Origin of the sequence: Arthrobacter sp. G119Y2 (assembly GCF_038069765.1) — a bacterium.
Classification (GTDB): Bacteria; Actinomycetota; Actinomycetes; order Actinomycetales; family Micrococcaceae; genus Arthrobacter_B.
Genome location: NZ_JBBPFS010000002.1, coordinates 200353 through 214847 on the forward strand (window position 1 = coordinate 200353; position 14495 = coordinate 214847).

Sequence of the window (14495 nt, forward strand, 5' to 3'; positions counted from 1 at the left end):
CGGAGCCCGGAAATCACTCCCACCGCCCCTAGGATGTGGTGCAGGCTGCAGTCGTATAACCGGGGGGTTCTCACGCTATGGGCACGTTGATACTGGTGGTGGTGCTCATCTTGGCGGGCAGTGGTTTCGGCGTCGGCTGGTTCTGCAGCAGCATTGCTGCGTCGCGGCGATCCGCTGCAGCCCAGCCTGAGGCAGCTGCCGACGCCGTCTCCCGGGCGTACGACGACGGGTTCCGGGCCGGCTACAGCAGTGCTGCCGCTTCAGCCCGTTCCGGGGAGCGGGTAAACGTTCCCGCCGCCTTCAGCCCGCCCGCCGCCTTCAGCCCGCCCGCCGCCTTCAGCCCGCCGTCCGCGTTTGGTCCTTCCTCCGCATTTGGACTTCCACCGCAGGCACCGGCCGTTCCGCCGCCGTCGACCCCCGCACTGTCAGGACCTGCGGTGCCGGATAGAGCATTCAAGGAGAGCGCCGGGCAGGGCGCCCCGGATCTCCAGCCTGCCGGACCTGCACCGGTCCAGCCGCCGTCCGCCGAGGAGCTGGCCAGACGTGCGGCTGAAGAGGAGACCCGCAAACGGCGCCGGGACCTGCGGAACATTAACATCACGCTGTATGCCGCGTGCCTGCTGCTCGTCGCCGCCGCATCGCTTTTCATTGGCCTGGCGATACCGGAGGGCGCCAGGTTTGCCGGCGTCACCCTGGTGGCCGGTCTGTTCTACGCCGGTGGACTGGTGGTCCACGCCCGGAGCCGGCGGCTGCGTCCCGCTGCGGTCGCCTTCACCGGGACCGGGCTGGCCCTCATCCCGGTGGTCGGGCTGGCCCTGCATAACCTCGTGCTGCGCGATGCGCCCACGGCGTGGCTGGTGACCTCCGTTGTGGGCACGGCAGTCTATGCCTACGCTGCGGCCCGGCTGGACAGCCGGGTGGTCGCGTACCTGTCCATGACGTTCCTGCTCTCCACGGCGCTTGCCTCCGGCGCCTCCATGCGGTCCGGCATCATGTGGTATTTCCTATTTACAGTGCTCCTGGCCACGGCCGTTTCACTTGCGGCCATGCGCCGCCCGGCGTGGCTGCGAAACATCTATCTAGACGCCTTTATCCAGTCCCACCGCTTCCTGGTCCCTGCCGCGGCAGGGGTGGGCCTGCTGACAGCAGTGGAACTGGGCGGCTGGCAGTTCTCCCTTCTGTTCCTGGCCTTCTCCGGCTACTACGCCGTCCTCTTCCTGCAGGCCCGCGGCAGGGAGCGGCTGTACAGCAGCTACGGTTTTCGGGCTGCGGCCACTGTCGGCCTAACCGTTCTTGCCTACATGGTGACGGACGATTCCGCAGCAGCGGTCCTGGCCTCCTCGGTACTGCTGCTCGTGCAGGCCGCCGGGCTACTGGTCCTGCGCAGCAGGTACTCGGCGCTGGGCGGCACACCGTTTTTTATCTCCGACTATGTGATCGTGATCGTCCTTCAGATACTGGCCGGGCTGGCTGCGGCCCAATCAGCGGCGGGAATCCTGCTTGGAGGGAGCACAAGCCAGCTCCTGTTCACCGCCACTGCCGCGGCCGTGCTGCTGACCTGCATGGCCGGAGCCTCGAAAATCGAAGCCATCCCCAACGCTGTGCCGGCCGGTGCGGCCATGCTCGGCCTCCTGGCCCGGCTCAATGGAGAGACGGGCACGCTGTGGCCGGCGGTAATCCTGGGTGCGATCCTGGCCGGGTATTACGGCATTGGTGCGGCGCGCAGCTCCGGACCGGCGAAGGAGAATTTCCTGCTGTGGGTGAGGGGCACAGCGGTCGTGCTGGCCCCCGTGGTGTCGCTGGCAGTCCTGGAGACCGCAGGAGCAGGCGCCCGTGAAACCTGGACCTGGTCGTTGTTCACGGCCGCTGCCGCCGTGCTGCTGAACCAGCTCATTTCCGTGTACGTCCTAGCCCGCCGGAGCGCAGCCGGGACGGATGCATCGGCCCGCAGGGAAGGCGCTGTGGTTGCTGTCGCGGCCGTCTTGGCGGCGATGCTGACGCCGGGACTGCGGTTTACGGAACAGCCGGGAATGACCGTGACCTTGGTTGTTTTGTTCTCCGCGCTGTCGGTAAACGTGGTGACCTCCCTGGTGCTGCGCCGGGTCTTCGAAGAACGGCCGTGGCTGGAATGGGTGGGCCCGGCCGGCTTTGCCGCGGCTGCGGCCGCGGGCGCCGGGCTGCTGGACCTGCGCGGATACGAAGTCCTCACTGCTGCCGCGCTTGTTTACTGCGGGCTGATGGCGGTGCGCCTGGCACGGGCGGACCGGCGGGGCGGCTATTTGCTGGCCGGGCAGGTGCTGCTGACGGTTCTGACGGCGCTGGCGGCGGCGGACCTGGACTTCACGGTGCATGAAATGTTCATTGCCGTGGCGCTGTGCGTTGCCGTGCAGCAACTGCTGCGCATACTCCTGCAGGACAGGTTCGCCGGTGCGGGCATGGGCCAGCTGGTACCTGCGGCCCAGTGGGGAAGTGCCGGAGTGCTGGTGCTCCTGCCGCTGGCCTATGAGGTGCTGGCGGCCGGTCAGCTTCCCTGGATGCAGCCGCTGCTCCTGGTCATAGCAGCCGGCAGTACACTGTTCATCCAGCTGTCGGTGACCGCACGAAGGGCGGCAGGCAAACCTGTTCCGTCCCCTGACGGATCACTGGCTGCGGCCGCAGCGCTGGCAGCGGTGCTGACGGTATGGCTGCGGCTGTCTGAGGCTCCGGCGACCGTTTTTACCGTAGGAGTGTTGTTCGCTGCGCTGGGAACGAACGTGCTGACGACGCTGGCGCTGCGGCGCACCTCAGAGGGGTCCTGGCTGCAGTGGGCCGCTCCGGCGGGTTTTGCGGCTGCGGGCGTTATCGGCGCCGGTGTGCTCGGCGTCCGCGGCTATGAAGTGCTCGCAGCGGCAGCACTCGGATACTGCGCGTTCATGGTGGTTCGCGGTGCGCGGGCCGGCATGCGGGGCAGCTACCTGCTGGCGGGGCAGGTCCTGCTGACAGCGTTGGCGGCCCTGGTGGCGGCAGATCTGGACCTGACCATCCACGGGACCTGTATCGCCGTGGCGGTTTCCGTGGCAGGGCAGCAGGTGGTGCGGACGCTGCTGCAGGGCCTGCATACCGGAACGGGGCTGCGGCAGCTGGGAAAGACCGCACTCTGGGGGAGCGCCGGGGTGCTGACGCTGCTGCCCCTGGCGTACGCCGCTGCCGCGGAGGGCGATGCGCGGCGCTCCGTGGTCGTGATTTCCCTGTCCCTGCTGCTGGGCATGTCCGTGACGGTTAGCGTGGCGGATTGGAACGCCGGGATCCTGTACCCCGCCGTATATGCCCTCGGCATGCTGCCGCTGGCCCTGACACGCGTGTTCGGGTTTGGCGCCTCCGGGACTCTTGGCAACAGGTCTGAAGAGCCGGCGCCCATGAACCTTGCCGCTGCCGGTGTTCTCTTACTGGTTTTTGGGGCGGCGGCCCTGGCTGCGGAAAGCCGCAGCGCCATCCGAACCGCTGTCCGCAATCCGCTGCTCGCCGGCGGGGCGCTGTACTGCCTCCTGGCCCTGATCCTGGCCGAGCTGGACGGGAACAGGCTGCTCACGGGGATAAGCGTGCTGCTGGCTGCCGCGGGCGTCCTTACCGTTTCCTTCACCCGGCGGCTTCCGTGGCTGACCGCAGCGGCGGTGGCTCTGGTGCCGGTTGCAGCCTTCATCATCCAGTCCTGGCTCGTGCGGGATGTCCTGAGCGCTGCGCCGCACGACGCAGCCGCCCGGCTGGGGACCGGATTCGCGGCTGCCCTGCTTCTCTATGCAGCCGGCTATGTCCTGTCGGTCCTGCCGCAGACCGCAGACACGATGCTCCGCCGGGGCATCCTCAGTTCGGGAGCCGCCGTCATTGCTGCCGGAGCCGGCATCTCAGCGATGCCGTACGACCATATTTCGGCCGTGTACGGATCCGTGATCCTCGTCGCTGCCCTGGCAGCCGCGGTCCGGGAGTTTCCCCGGGCGCGGCGGGAAGCTGCCGGCGAAGCCGCAGCGCTGGTGGCTGCGCTCTCGGTGCAGCGGGTCATCTGGTACGCCGTCGACGGCGCCGGCTGGTTCTGGTTCGTGCAGTACTGGGTGGTGGTCCTGGCCGCCCTTGCCGCCTACGAGTACCGCCGGGGCCGCGCGCAGCGGGGCACCGCTGTCCTGGCGGTCTCGGCAGGGCTGCTCTCCTGCACGGGGATCAGCAGTATTCTCAGTGCAGATACCACCGAGCAGGTGTGGGCGCTTCTGGCCCATGCCGGGCTTTTGGGATTCGGCGTCCTGACCAACAGGCGTCTGTTCACCGTGTGGGGCGCAGCAGGCGTGGCGCTGGCCGTGCTCTGGTACCTGCGCGGCTATACGTTCCTGCTCCTGGCGCTGCTCGCGGCGGCGTTGATCGCGCTGGCGGTCTGGCGCCTCACCCGCGTACGGGCTGAGGCCGCCGACCAGAACGGAAGCTAGGGGGCGGCGGCGGGCTGGCCTATCATCGACAAATGGAGTTAGTGATTATTCTCGGCGTCGCGGCGGCCGTGGCCGGCGGCGTCGCGTGGGGCAGGCGCAGTTTCCGGCGCGAGATCGACCGTGCCAAACGGATCCGGCGGGCTAACCGGGACGGCCGGTCCTAGCAGCCGGCTGCATGCCGCCGATGCCGGTTTTCCCGGGGTTGGCCACTGCGCTAGACTGGGAGACGTTGACTTGCCGGTGAACGGTGCTTTGCGAGAAGCGGCCGAAGAAGAAGCAGTCGGAGAAGAAACAGCCGGATTGGCGCAATAGCCGCAATTCTGGCAGACTAGAGAAGTTGTTCAAGCGCTTTAGTGCCCGCATGTGCTCGTTCGGTCGGTTTCGGCCGGCAGCCAGTGCATGGTGAGATGTCGTCCCGGTCAGGATAATGCCTGACGCAGGGTCGGATCCTTCAGGGTAAAAGCCCATATATAACCCGCCCCCAATCTTGCCCGGGTATCGCAGACAAAGAATCCGCGACACGCCCGAGCGCGGGGGTCGGAGCCTCGACAGGGTGAGGAACCCGGATTTATCCGGATTCAGTCTGTTGGAGGAGTGCCAGGCCGTAAAGGCAGCTAGGTACAAAAACTGTACAGAGAGCAATACTCGAAGAAAGAGGCACGACGCCATGGCGGGACAAAAAATCCGCATCCGGCTGAAGTCGTATGACCACGAGGTCATCGACGTATCAGCACGGAAGATCGTTGAGACGGTCACGCGTGCAGGCGCAACGGTAGTAGGCCCCGTGCCGCTGCCCACGGAAAAGAACGTGTACTGCGTTATCCGTTCGCCGCACAAGTACAAGGACAGCCGCGAGCACTTTGAAATGCGCACGCACAAGCGTCTGATCGACATCATTGACCCCACGCCTAAGGCCGTTGACTCGCTGATGCGTCTCGACCTGCCTGCAGACGTGAACATCGAAATCAAGCTGTAGGGGGGGAGCGGATACTTATGTCTACTTCACTTACACGCCAGGTCAAGGGCCTTCTGGGCACCAAGCTGGGCATGACCCAGGTCTGGGACGAGAACAACAAGCTCATCCCCGTCACCGTCGTTCAGGCTGACTCAAACGTTGTTACGCAGCTGCGCAACGCGGAGAAGGACGGCTACACCGCCGTTCAGATCGGCTACGGCCAGATCGACCCGCGCAAGGTGACCAAGCCGCTGGCCGGCCACTTTGAAAAGGCAGGCGTCACGCCTCGCCGCCACGTTGTTGAACTGCGCACCGCAGATGCCGACACTTACGAGCTGGGCCAGGAACTCTCCGTTGAGATTTTCGAAGCCGGCCAGAAGGTCGACATCACCGGAACCTCCAAGGGCAAGGGCTTTGCCGGTGTCATGAAGCGTCACGGCTTCCACGGCGTCGGTGCCTCCCACGGTGCACACAAGAACCACCGTAAGCCCGGTTCCATCGGTGGCGCATCCACCCCGGGCCGCGTCTTCAAGGGCGTTCGGATGGCTGGCCGCATGGGCGCCGTCCGCCACACCACGATGAACCTCACGGTTCACGGTGTGGACGCCGAGAAGTCGCTGCTGCTGATCAAGGGTGCCGTCCCCGGCGCCCGCGGCCAGGTCGTCCTCGTACGCACCGCCGTGAAGGGAGCTTAGTCTCATGGCTAACGAAACCACTGTTGAATTCCCCGCAGCGCTCTTCGACGTTCAGACGAACGTTCCGCTTCTGCACCAGGTAGTAGTTGCTCAGCTTGCAGCTGCCCGCCAGGGTACGCACAAGACGAAGACCCGCGCAGAGGTCTCCGGTGCAGGCCGCAAGCCGTTCAAGCAGAAGGGTACCGGCCGCGCCCGTCAGGGTTCCATCCGTGCTCCTCACATGACCGGTGGTGGCGTCGTCCACGGACCGACACCCCGCGACTACAGCCAGCGCACTCCCAAGAAGATGATTGCCGCCGCACTGCGCGGAGCACTCTCCGACCGGGCACGCAACGGCCGCATCCACGTGCTGGAAACCCTGGTAGCCGGCGAAACGCCGTCGACCAAGGCCGCACGCGACACGCTGCGTTCACTTTCCGACCGCAAGAACATGCTCGTTGTCATCGAGCGCGCCAATGATGTTGCCGCACTTTCCGTGCGCAACCTCACTGATGTTCACGTGATCTATGTAGATCAGCTGAACACCTACGACGTGCTTGTTGCCGATGACGTGGTCTTCACCAAGGCTGCCTACGACGAGTTCGTCGGCAAGAACACTGTCAAGGAGGACGCCAAGTGAGCGCGACCACCGCAAAGGACCCTCGCGACGTGGTGCTGGCACCCGTCGTCTCGGAAAAGAGCTACGGCCTGATCGACGAAGGTAAGTACACCTTCCTGGTCGACCCCCGCTCCAACAAGACCGAGATCAAGCTGGCCGTGGAGAAAATCTTCTCCGTCAAGGTCGACTCGATCAACACCATCAACCGTGCCGGTAAGCGCAAGCGGACCAAGTTCGGATGGGGACAGCGCAAGAACACCAAGCGCGCCATTGTCACCCTGAAGGACGGCACAATCGACATCTTCGGCGGTCCGCTCAGCTAGGGCGGAGACCACTTTAACGAGGAAATAAATAATGGGAATCCGTAAATACAAGCCGACTACACCGGGCCGTCGCGGCTCGAGCGTAGCCGACTTCACCGAAATCACGCGGTCGACGCCGGAAAAGTCGTTGGTACGCCCGCTGCCCAAAAAGGGTGGACGTAACAACACCGGTAAGATCACGACCAGGCACAAGGGTGGTGGGCACAAGCGTCAGTACCGTCTGATCGACTTCCGCCGCCACGACAAGGACGGCGTCGACGCTCGCGTTGCCGAGATCGAATACGATCCGAACCGTACCGCCCGCATTGCGCTGCTGCACTACGTTGATGGCACCAAGCGTTACATCATCGCCCCGAACAAGCTCAAGCAGGGCGACCACGTAGAGGCCGGAGCCGGCGCTGACATCAAGCCCGGCAACAACCTGCCCCTGCGCAACATCCCCGTGGGTACCACCATCCACGCAGTTGAGCTGCGTCCGGGCGGCGGTGCCAAGATGGCCCGCTCCGCCGGTGCATCTGTTCAGCTTGTTGCCAAGGAAGGCCGCTTCGCCCAGCTGCGTCTGCCTTCCGGCGAAATCCGCAACGTCGACGCACGCTGCCGCGCCACCATCGGCGAGGTCGGCAACGCCGAGCAGTCGAACATCAACTGGGGTAAGGCCGGCCGTATGCGCTGGAAGGGCGTACGCCCGACCGTCCGCGGTGTCGCCATGAACCCGGTCGACCACCCGCACGGTGGTGGTGAAGGTAAGACCTCCGGTGGACGCCACCCGGTCAACCCGAACGGTAAGCGCGAAGGCCGCACACGCCGCCCCAATAAAGAGAGCGACAACCTCATTGTGCGTCGCCGTCGTTCCGGCAAGAACAAGCGATAGGAGCCTGGAAACATGCCACGCAGCCTGAAGAAAGGCCCCTTCGTCGACCAGCACCTGTTCCTTAAGGTAGCGGCCGAAAACGAAAAGGGCACCAAGAACGTCATCAAGACGTGGTCCCGTCGTTCGATGATCATCCCCGACATGCTCGGGCACACGATCGCCGTACACGATGGACGTAAGCACATTCCGGTGTTTGTCACGGAGTCGATGGTCGGGCACAAGCTCGGCGAATTCGCCCTGACGCGGACATTCCGCGGCCATGTGAAGGACGACCGCAAGGGCAAGCGCCGCTAGGCGCTGCTCTTTCGGCAGAAGACGAGAGAAGGAAAGCAATGGAAGCCAAGGCAATTGCGCGTCATATCCGCGTAACGCCTATGAAGGCCCGGCGCGTCGTCAACCTTGTTCGTGGCAAGCAAGCGAATGAGGCAATGGCAATTCTGAAGTTTGCCCCCCAGGCAGCATCGGAGCCGGTACTTAAGGTAGTTCAGTCGGCCCTGGCCAACGCACGTGTCCTCGCGGACCGTGACGGCCTGGCCTTCGACGAGGGTGACCTCTTCATCAGCGAAGCATTCGTTGACGAAGGGCCCACCATGAAGCGGTTCCAGCCCCGTGCACAGGGCCGCGCGTACCGCATCAACAAGCGGACCAGCCACGTCACTGTGGTTGTCGCAACCCCCAAAATCGAGGAGGAACGCTAAGTGGGACAGAAGGTTAACCCGCACGGGTTCCGACTCGGCATCACCACTGACCATGTGTCGCACTGGTTTGCTGACAGCAACAAGCCGGGCCAGCGCTACAAGGACTTCGTCCGCGAGGACATCAAGATCCGTCAGCTGATGTCCACCGGTATGGACCGCGCCGGCATCGCCAAGGTTGAGATCGAGCGCACCCGCGACCGTGTCCGCGTGGATATCCACACGGCACGTCCGGGTATCGTTATCGGCCGCCGCGGCGCCGAGGCAGACCGCATCCGCGGCGAGCTGGAGAAGCTCACGGGCAAGCAGGTTCAGCTGAACATCCTCGAGGTCAAGAACCCCGAGATGGAAGCCCAGCTTGTTGCCCAGGGCGTTGCTGAGCAGCTCTCTTCCCGCGTGGCTTTCCGCCGTGCAATGAAGAAGGCCATCCAGTCCGCACAGCGTGCCGGCGCCAAGGGTATCCGTATCCAGTGCTCCGGCCGTCTGGGCGGCGCTGAAATGAGCCGTTCGGAGTTCTACCGCGAAGGCCGTGTGCCCCTGCACACCCTCCGCGCGCAGATCGACTACGGCTTCTTCGAAGCCAAGACCACCTTCGGCCGCATCGGCGTGAAGGTTTGGATCTACAAGGGCGACGTCACCGCTAAGGAACTGGCTGCACAGCAGGCTGCTGCACCGTCCCGCGGACGCTCCAGCGACCGTCCGGGCCGCGGCCCGGCCGACCGCGGAGACCGTGGCGGCGACCGCCGTCGTCGTCCCGAGCGCGGCGACAAAGCCGCCGCGCCTGCTGCTGCAGAGGCCCCGGCCGCTGAGGCAGCTGCCCCCGCAGCAGAAGGAGGACAGGCTTAAATGCTTATCCCACGTCGAGTCAAGTTCCGTAAGCAGCACCACCCGGGTCGTTCCGGCGCTGCAACCGGCGGCACTGCAGTCAGCTTCGGCGAGTGGGGCATCCAGGCTTTGACGCCTGCGTATGTCACCAACCGCCAGATCGAAGCTGCTCGTATTGCCATGACGCGCCACATCAAGCGCGGCGGAAAGGTCTGGATCAACATTTACCCGGACCGTCCGCTGACGAAGAAGCCGGCCGAAACCCGCATGGGTTCCGGTAAGGGTTCTCCGGAGTGGTGGGTTGCAAACGTCAAGCCGGGCCGTGTTCTCTTTGAGATCTCCGGTGTTAATGAAGAGGTAGCTCGTGAGGCCCTGCGCCTGGCGATCCATAAGCTGCCGTTGAAGGCACGCATTGTGCGTCGCGAGGGTGGTGAATAGAAATGGCAATTGGTTCAAAGGAACTGGCACCGAAGCAGCTGGACGGCTTCGATAAGGACCGTCTCGTCGAGGAACTTCGCAAGGCCAAGGAAGAGCTGTTCAACCTCCGCTTCCAGTCCGCAACCGGTCAGCTGGAAAGCCACGGCCGTCTGCGCGTAGTGAAGCGCGACATCGCACGCATCTACACCGTGCTGCGTGAGCGCGAACTGGGGATTCGTCCCGAGGTCGTTGCTCCCGTCGAGGAAGCAGCTCCCGAAAAGGCAGCAAAGAAGTCCAAGAAGAAGGCTACCGAGTCTGAAGCTCCGGCCGAGGTCGCTGAGGATGATGCCAAATGAGTGAAAACAAGAATGAGGCAGCAGTGACAACTGACGCAAACGGAGCCGATGCCCGCGGGTACCGGAAGACCGCACGCGGCTACGTGGTCTCTGACAAGATGGATAAGACCGTCGTTGTTCAGGTTGAAGACCGCGTCAAGCACGCCCTGTACGGAAAGGTGCTTCGCCGCACCTCGAAGCTCAAGGCCCACGACGAGCAGAATGCTGCCGGCGTTGGAGACCTCGTGCTGATCGCCGAAACCCGGCCGCTCTCCGCTACCAAGCGGTGGCGCCTGGTCGAGATCCTCGAGAAGGCCAAGTAACTAAAGCAGTACATCCGGCCGGCCGCCGGTGAGCCTCTCCCCGCAGGGGAAAGGCCCGCCGGCACCGCCCACCGGCGACTGGGCCCCGGCCGCGTTATCATCCGATTTCGCATCCGGGGCCCTTTCGCGATAAACTTGAAATCTTGTCTGTGCGGTGCGGAAGTGTGTCCAGTTTTGGACACCGCGTCCTCACCGCCGTATGAGACAAAAGCCCGATAATCTTGTTCGGCACTTTGCCGCGGTCCGCCGCGGCTCAGCCCCTGCGGGGGAGTGCTGAGTACCAGTATTACGGGGTCCACCCATATCCGTTCCGCAAGGCTCAATATTGAGAACCGGCGCGACGACAGGAGTTATAAGTGATTCAGCAGGAGTCGCGGCTTAAGGTCGCCGACAACACTGGTGCCAAGGAAATCTTGACCATCCGTGTTCTCGGTGGATCCGGACGTCGCTACGCAGGCATTGGCGACACCATCGTTGCCACCGTCAAGGATGCAATCCCCGGCGGCAACGTCAAGAAGGGCGATGTGGTCAAGGCCGTCATCGTTCGCACCAAGAAGGAACGCCGTCGCCAGGACGGTTCCTACATCAAGTTCGATGAGAACGCTGCAGTGATCTTGAAGAATGACGGAGACCCCCGCGGTACCCGCATCTTCGGCCCGGTCGGCCGCGAGCTTCGCGACAAGAAGTTCATGAAGATCATTTCGCTGGCTCCGGAGGTGCTGTAGTCCATGGCAAAAATCAAAAAGGGTGACCTGGTTCAGGTCATCAGCGGAGCAACTGCTGCGCGCGGCGGAGACCGCGGCAAGCAGGGCAAGGTCCTGAAGGTTTACACCGACACGAACCGCGTCCTGGTTGAAGGCGTCAACACGGTCAAGAAGCACACCAAGGTCGGCCAGTCCTCCAAGGGCTCCAAGACCGGTGGCATCGAAATCGTCGAAGCCCCCCTCCACGTTTCCAACGTCGCAATCGTTGACCCGGAAACGAAGAAGCCGACCCGTGTTGGCTACCGCCAGGAAATCGTCGAAAAAGACGGCCGTGAGCGCACTGTGCGTATCCGCGTCGCCAAGGGCTCTGGGAAGGACCTCTAATGACTGAGACTGTCACCAAGACCGTCCCCCGTCTGAAGACCCGCTACGCAGCGGAGATCAAGAAGACCCTGCAGGACGAATTCAACTACGCGAACGTCAACCAGGTTCCCCGCCTCGTCAAGGTGGTTGTGAACATGGGTGTTGGAGATGCCGCTAAGGACTCCAAGCTCATTGACGGTGCCGTCAAGGATCTGACCCAGATTACGGGCCAGAAGCCGCAGGTAACGAAGGCCCGCAAGTCCATCGCACAGTTCAAGCTGCGTGAAGGCATGCCCATCGGCTGCCACGCAACTCTGCGCGGAGACCGCATGTGGGAATTCGTTGACCGCCTGGTTACCCTTGCGCTGCCGCGTATCCGCGACTTCCGCGGCCTGAACGGCAAGCAGTTCGACGGCAACGGCAACTACACGTTCGGTCTGACCGAACAGTCGATGTTCCACGAAATCGATCAGGACAAGATCGACCGCGTTCGCGGCATGGACATCACCGTGGTTACCACCGCAAAGACCGATGACGAGGGACGCGCGCTGCTGAAGGCGCTCGGCTTCCCGTTTACATCCGAAGATTAATTACTACGTAACAGGTCCGACGGACCTCCGCACAGGTGCGCCTGAGCGAGAGCTCCGCAGGAAACCGTTACGAGGGAGGGCAAGAGCCCAATGACAATGACAGATCCTGTCGCAGACATGCTTACGCGTCTGCGCAATGCAAACTCGGCATATCACGACACCGTGTCCATGCCTTACAGCAAGCTCAAGGCGCGCGTCGCTGACATCCTGAAGGCCGAGGGCTACATCGCCGGCTGGAAGGAAGAAGAGGCCGTCGTCGGCAAGAAGCTGACCCTTGATCTCAAATTCGGTCCGAACCGCGAGCGTTCCATCGCCGGCGTGCGTCGTATCTCCAAGCCCGGTCTGCGCGTTTACGCAAAGTCCACCAACCTGCCGCGCGTTCTCGGTGGTCTGGGTATCGCAATCCTGTCGACGTCGTCAGGTCTCCTGACCGACCGCCAGGCCGCCAAGAAGGGTGTAGGTGGGGAAGTCCTCGCCTACGTCTGGTAGCAGGGAAGGGAAAGAAAAATGTCACGTATTGGACGTCTGCCCATCCCGGTTCCTGCCGGAGTAGAAATCACCGTTAACGGTGACCTCGTATCCGTCAAGGGTGCCAAGGGCGAGCTGAGCCACACTGTGCCCAGCCCGATCACTGTCACGCTCGACGACAGCATCATCACCGTTGCCCGCCCGAACGACGAGCGCGAGTCCCGTGCCCTTCACGGCCTGACCCGCACCCTGATCAGCAACATGATCACCGGTGTGACCGAAGGCTACAAGAAGGACCTGGAAATCGTCGGCACCGGTTACCGCGTGCAGGCCAAGGGAGCGGACCTCGAGTTCGCCCTGGGCTACAGCCACCCGGTTCCGGTCACGGCACCCGAGGGCATCACGCTTACCGTCGTGGGTCCCACGAAGGTCACAGTGTCCGGCATCGACAAGCAGCAGGTGGGCGAGGTTTCGGCCAACATCCGCAAGCTGCGCAAGCCCGATCCCTACAAGGGCAAGGGTATTCGTTATGCCGGCGAGATTGTCCGCCGCAAGGTCGGAAAGGCTGGTAAGTAACCATGGCCATCAGCATTAATAAGAAGCGTAATTCCAAGAGCAAGTCGGCTGCCCGCAGCCGCCGCCAGCTTCGCATCCGCAAGCGGATCTCCGGTACCGCGGCTCGTCCGCGCCTGGTGGTCAACCGCTCGGCCCGCCACGTATTCGTCCAGGTTGTCGATGACACCCGCGGCGTAACCGTTGCCTCGGCTTCCACCATGGAAGCAGACCTGCGCGCACTGGAAGGCGACAAAACCGCCAAGTCCAAGCGCGTTGGCGAGCTCGTTGCAGAACGTGCCAAGGCTGCCGGCGTTGAAGCCGTTGTCTTTGACCGCGGTGGCAACCGTTACCACGGCCGCATCGCGGCCGTTGCCGACGGCGCACGTGAAGGTGGGCTGTCACTGTGACCGAGGTTAACAAGGAAAAGGAAAACCAGGTGACTGAAGCTACAGCTGCGCAGGCAACTGAGACCAAGGACGCCGCAGCTCCCGCCACTGACGACCGCCGCGGCGGCCGCAAGGGCGAGCAGCGCTCCGACCGTGGAGGCCGCGGCGAACGCGGTGGCCGCGGTGGCCGCGACGGCGGACGCAACGATGAGAAGGACAAGTTCATTGAACGCGTCGTGACCATCAACCGCGTTGCCAAGGTGGTCAAGGGTGGTCGTCGCTTCAGCTTCACCGCCCTGGTGGTTGTCGGCGACGGCAACGGCATGGTCGGTGTCGGTTACGGCAAGGCCAAGGAAGTTCCCTCCGCTATCGCGAAGGCCGTTGAAGAAGCCAAGAAGACTTTCTTCCGCGTCCCGCGCATCGGTGGAACCATCCCCCACCTGGTCCAGGGTGAAGCTGCTGCAGGCGTCGTCCTGCTGCGTCCGGCTTCCCCGGGTACCGGTGTTATCGCCGGTGGTCCGGTCCGCGCCATTCTCGAATGCGCCGGTATCCACGACGTACTGTCCAAGTCGCTCGGGTCCTCCAACGCCATCAACATCGTGCACGCCACGGTTGATGCGCTGAAGCGCCTCGAAGAGCCTCAGGCAGTGGCTGCACGCCGCGGCCTGCCGCTGGACGAGGTTGTACCTGCCGCGATGCTCCGCAACATGCAGAAGGCAGGTGCCTGATGACTACTCCGAAGAACGTTGCCGTCAGCACGGCAACACTGAAGATCACTCAGATTAAGTCCACCATCGGTGGTAAGCAGAATCAGAAGGACACGCTGCGCTCATTGGGCCTGCGGCACATCGGTGCTACCACCGTTCGTACCGCAGACGCCGTGACCGTTGGCATGATCAACACGGTTCCGCACCTCGTGAAGGTTGAGGAGGCGAATTAAC

The 14495-nt window shown here is 63.6% G+C and carries 21 protein-coding genes; all 21 read left to right on the forward strand.

The genetic code is table 11. The features are described 5' to 3' along the window. Positions 1–77: 77 nt before the first annotated feature. The 21 genes from WKB88_RS04625 to rpmD all read left to right on the forward strand — a co-directional run bounded on the left by WKB88_RS04625 (position 78) and on the right by rpmD (position 14494). Positions 78–4451: a hypothetical protein gene (locus tag WKB88_RS04625; RefSeq protein WP_341393388.1), complete on the forward strand. Its 4374-nt coding sequence runs from the start codon at positions 78–80 to the stop codon at positions 4449–4451. 32 nt (positions 4452–4483) lie between these two features. Continuing rightward, a complete protein-coding gene (locus WKB88_RS04630) occupies positions 4484–4615 on the forward strand; it encodes a hypothetical protein (RefSeq protein WP_341393389.1) in 132 nt (43 codons plus the stop codon). 503 nt (positions 4616–5118) lie between these two features. After that, positions 5119–5427, forward strand: a complete 309-nt coding sequence (gene rpsJ / locus WKB88_RS04635; RefSeq protein WP_003803825.1) for a 30S ribosomal protein S10 — start codon at positions 5119–5121, stop codon at positions 5425–5427. A gap of 17 nt (positions 5428–5444) precedes the next feature. Next, positions 5445–6101: a 50S ribosomal protein L3 gene (rplC, locus tag WKB88_RS04640; RefSeq protein WP_341393390.1), complete on the forward strand. Its 657-nt coding sequence runs from the start codon at positions 5445–5447 to the stop codon at positions 6099–6101. Between the two features lie 4 nt (positions 6102–6105). Next, complete coding sequence (gene rplD / locus WKB88_RS04645; protein ID WP_210228061.1) at positions 6106–6720, forward strand: 50S ribosomal protein L4; 615 nt, start codon at positions 6106–6108, stop codon at positions 6718–6720. Then, positions 6717–7022 (forward strand): 50S ribosomal protein L23, encoded by a 306-nt coding sequence (gene rplW, locus WKB88_RS04650; protein ID WP_104052736.1) that lies wholly within the window; start codon positions 6717–6719, stop codon positions 7020–7022. The genes rplD and rplW overlap by 4 nt, the downstream gene beginning before the upstream one ends. 31 nt (positions 7023–7053) lie before the next feature. Further along, positions 7054–7893: a 50S ribosomal protein L2 gene (gene rplB, locus WKB88_RS04655; RefSeq protein WP_152219783.1), complete on the forward strand. Its 840-nt coding sequence runs from the start codon at positions 7054–7056 to the stop codon at positions 7891–7893. 12 nt (positions 7894–7905) lie between these two features. Further along, positions 7906–8187 carry a 30S ribosomal protein S19 gene (gene rpsS / locus WKB88_RS04660; RefSeq protein ID WP_104052734.1) on the forward strand — a complete coding sequence of 94 codons (282 nt, stop codon included), beginning with the start codon at positions 7906–7908 and terminating at the stop codon, positions 8185–8187. A gap of 38 nt (positions 8188–8225) precedes the next feature. Beyond that, positions 8226–8591, forward strand: coding sequence for a 50S ribosomal protein L22 (gene rplV, locus WKB88_RS04665; RefSeq protein ID WP_341393391.1), 366 nt, complete (start codon positions 8226–8228; stop codon positions 8589–8591). Beyond that, the gene (rpsC, locus tag WKB88_RS04670; RefSeq protein WP_341393392.1) at positions 8592–9434 is read left to right on the forward strand and encodes a 30S ribosomal protein S3; all 843 of its coding nucleotides are present in this window, start codon (positions 8592–8594) and stop codon (positions 9432–9434) included. After that, entirely contained in the window at positions 9435–9851 is a 417-nt protein-coding gene (gene rplP, locus WKB88_RS04675; protein WP_104052731.1) for a 50S ribosomal protein L16, read from the forward strand. Positions 9852–9853: 2 nt separating this feature from the next. Next, positions 9854–10186, forward strand: a complete 333-nt coding sequence (gene rpmC / locus WKB88_RS04680) for a 50S ribosomal protein L29 (protein WP_152219777.1) — start codon at positions 9854–9856, stop codon at positions 10184–10186. Next, complete coding sequence (rpsQ, locus tag WKB88_RS04685; RefSeq protein ID WP_152219775.1) at positions 10183–10488, forward strand: 30S ribosomal protein S17; 306 nt, start codon at positions 10183–10185, stop codon at positions 10486–10488. Before rpmC ends, rpsQ begins: the two co-directional genes overlap by 4 nt. A gap of 356 nt (positions 10489–10844) precedes the next feature. Further along, the gene (gene rplN, locus WKB88_RS04690) at positions 10845–11213 is read left to right on the forward strand and encodes a 50S ribosomal protein L14 (RefSeq protein ID WP_055239356.1); all 369 of its coding nucleotides are present in this window, start codon (positions 10845–10847) and stop codon (positions 11211–11213) included. Positions 11214–11216: 3 nt separating this feature from the next. Further along, positions 11217–11576: a 50S ribosomal protein L24 gene (gene rplX / locus WKB88_RS04695; RefSeq protein ID WP_210228071.1), complete on the forward strand. Its 360-nt coding sequence runs from the start codon at positions 11217–11219 to the stop codon at positions 11574–11576. Continuing rightward, a complete protein-coding gene (rplE, locus tag WKB88_RS04700; RefSeq protein WP_152219770.1) occupies positions 11576–12145 on the forward strand; it encodes a 50S ribosomal protein L5 in 570 nt (189 codons plus the stop codon). The genes rplX and rplE overlap by 1 nt, the downstream gene beginning before the upstream one ends. Before the next feature lie 90 nt (positions 12146–12235). Continuing rightward, complete coding sequence (gene rpsH / locus WKB88_RS04705) at positions 12236–12634, forward strand: 30S ribosomal protein S8 (protein WP_152219769.1); 399 nt, start codon at positions 12236–12238, stop codon at positions 12632–12634. Between the two features lie 18 nt (positions 12635–12652). Next, the gene (rplF, locus tag WKB88_RS04710; RefSeq protein WP_341393393.1) at positions 12653–13189 is read left to right on the forward strand and encodes a 50S ribosomal protein L6; all 537 of its coding nucleotides are present in this window, start codon (positions 12653–12655) and stop codon (positions 13187–13189) included. A gap of 2 nt (positions 13190–13191) precedes the next feature. After that, positions 13192–13575, forward strand: coding sequence for a 50S ribosomal protein L18 (gene rplR, locus WKB88_RS04715; protein WP_104101589.1), 384 nt, complete (start codon positions 13192–13194; stop codon positions 13573–13575). Between the two features lie 29 nt (positions 13576–13604). Further along, positions 13605–14282 carry a 30S ribosomal protein S5 gene (gene rpsE, locus WKB88_RS04720; protein ID WP_210228079.1) on the forward strand — a complete coding sequence of 226 codons (678 nt, stop codon included), beginning with the start codon at positions 13605–13607 and terminating at the stop codon, positions 14280–14282. After that, the gene (rpmD, locus tag WKB88_RS04725; protein WP_104052721.1) at positions 14282–14494 is read left to right on the forward strand and encodes a 50S ribosomal protein L30; all 213 of its coding nucleotides are present in this window, start codon (positions 14282–14284) and stop codon (positions 14492–14494) included. The genes rpsE and rpmD overlap by 1 nt, the downstream gene beginning before the upstream one ends. Position 14495: the final 1 nt, after the last annotated feature.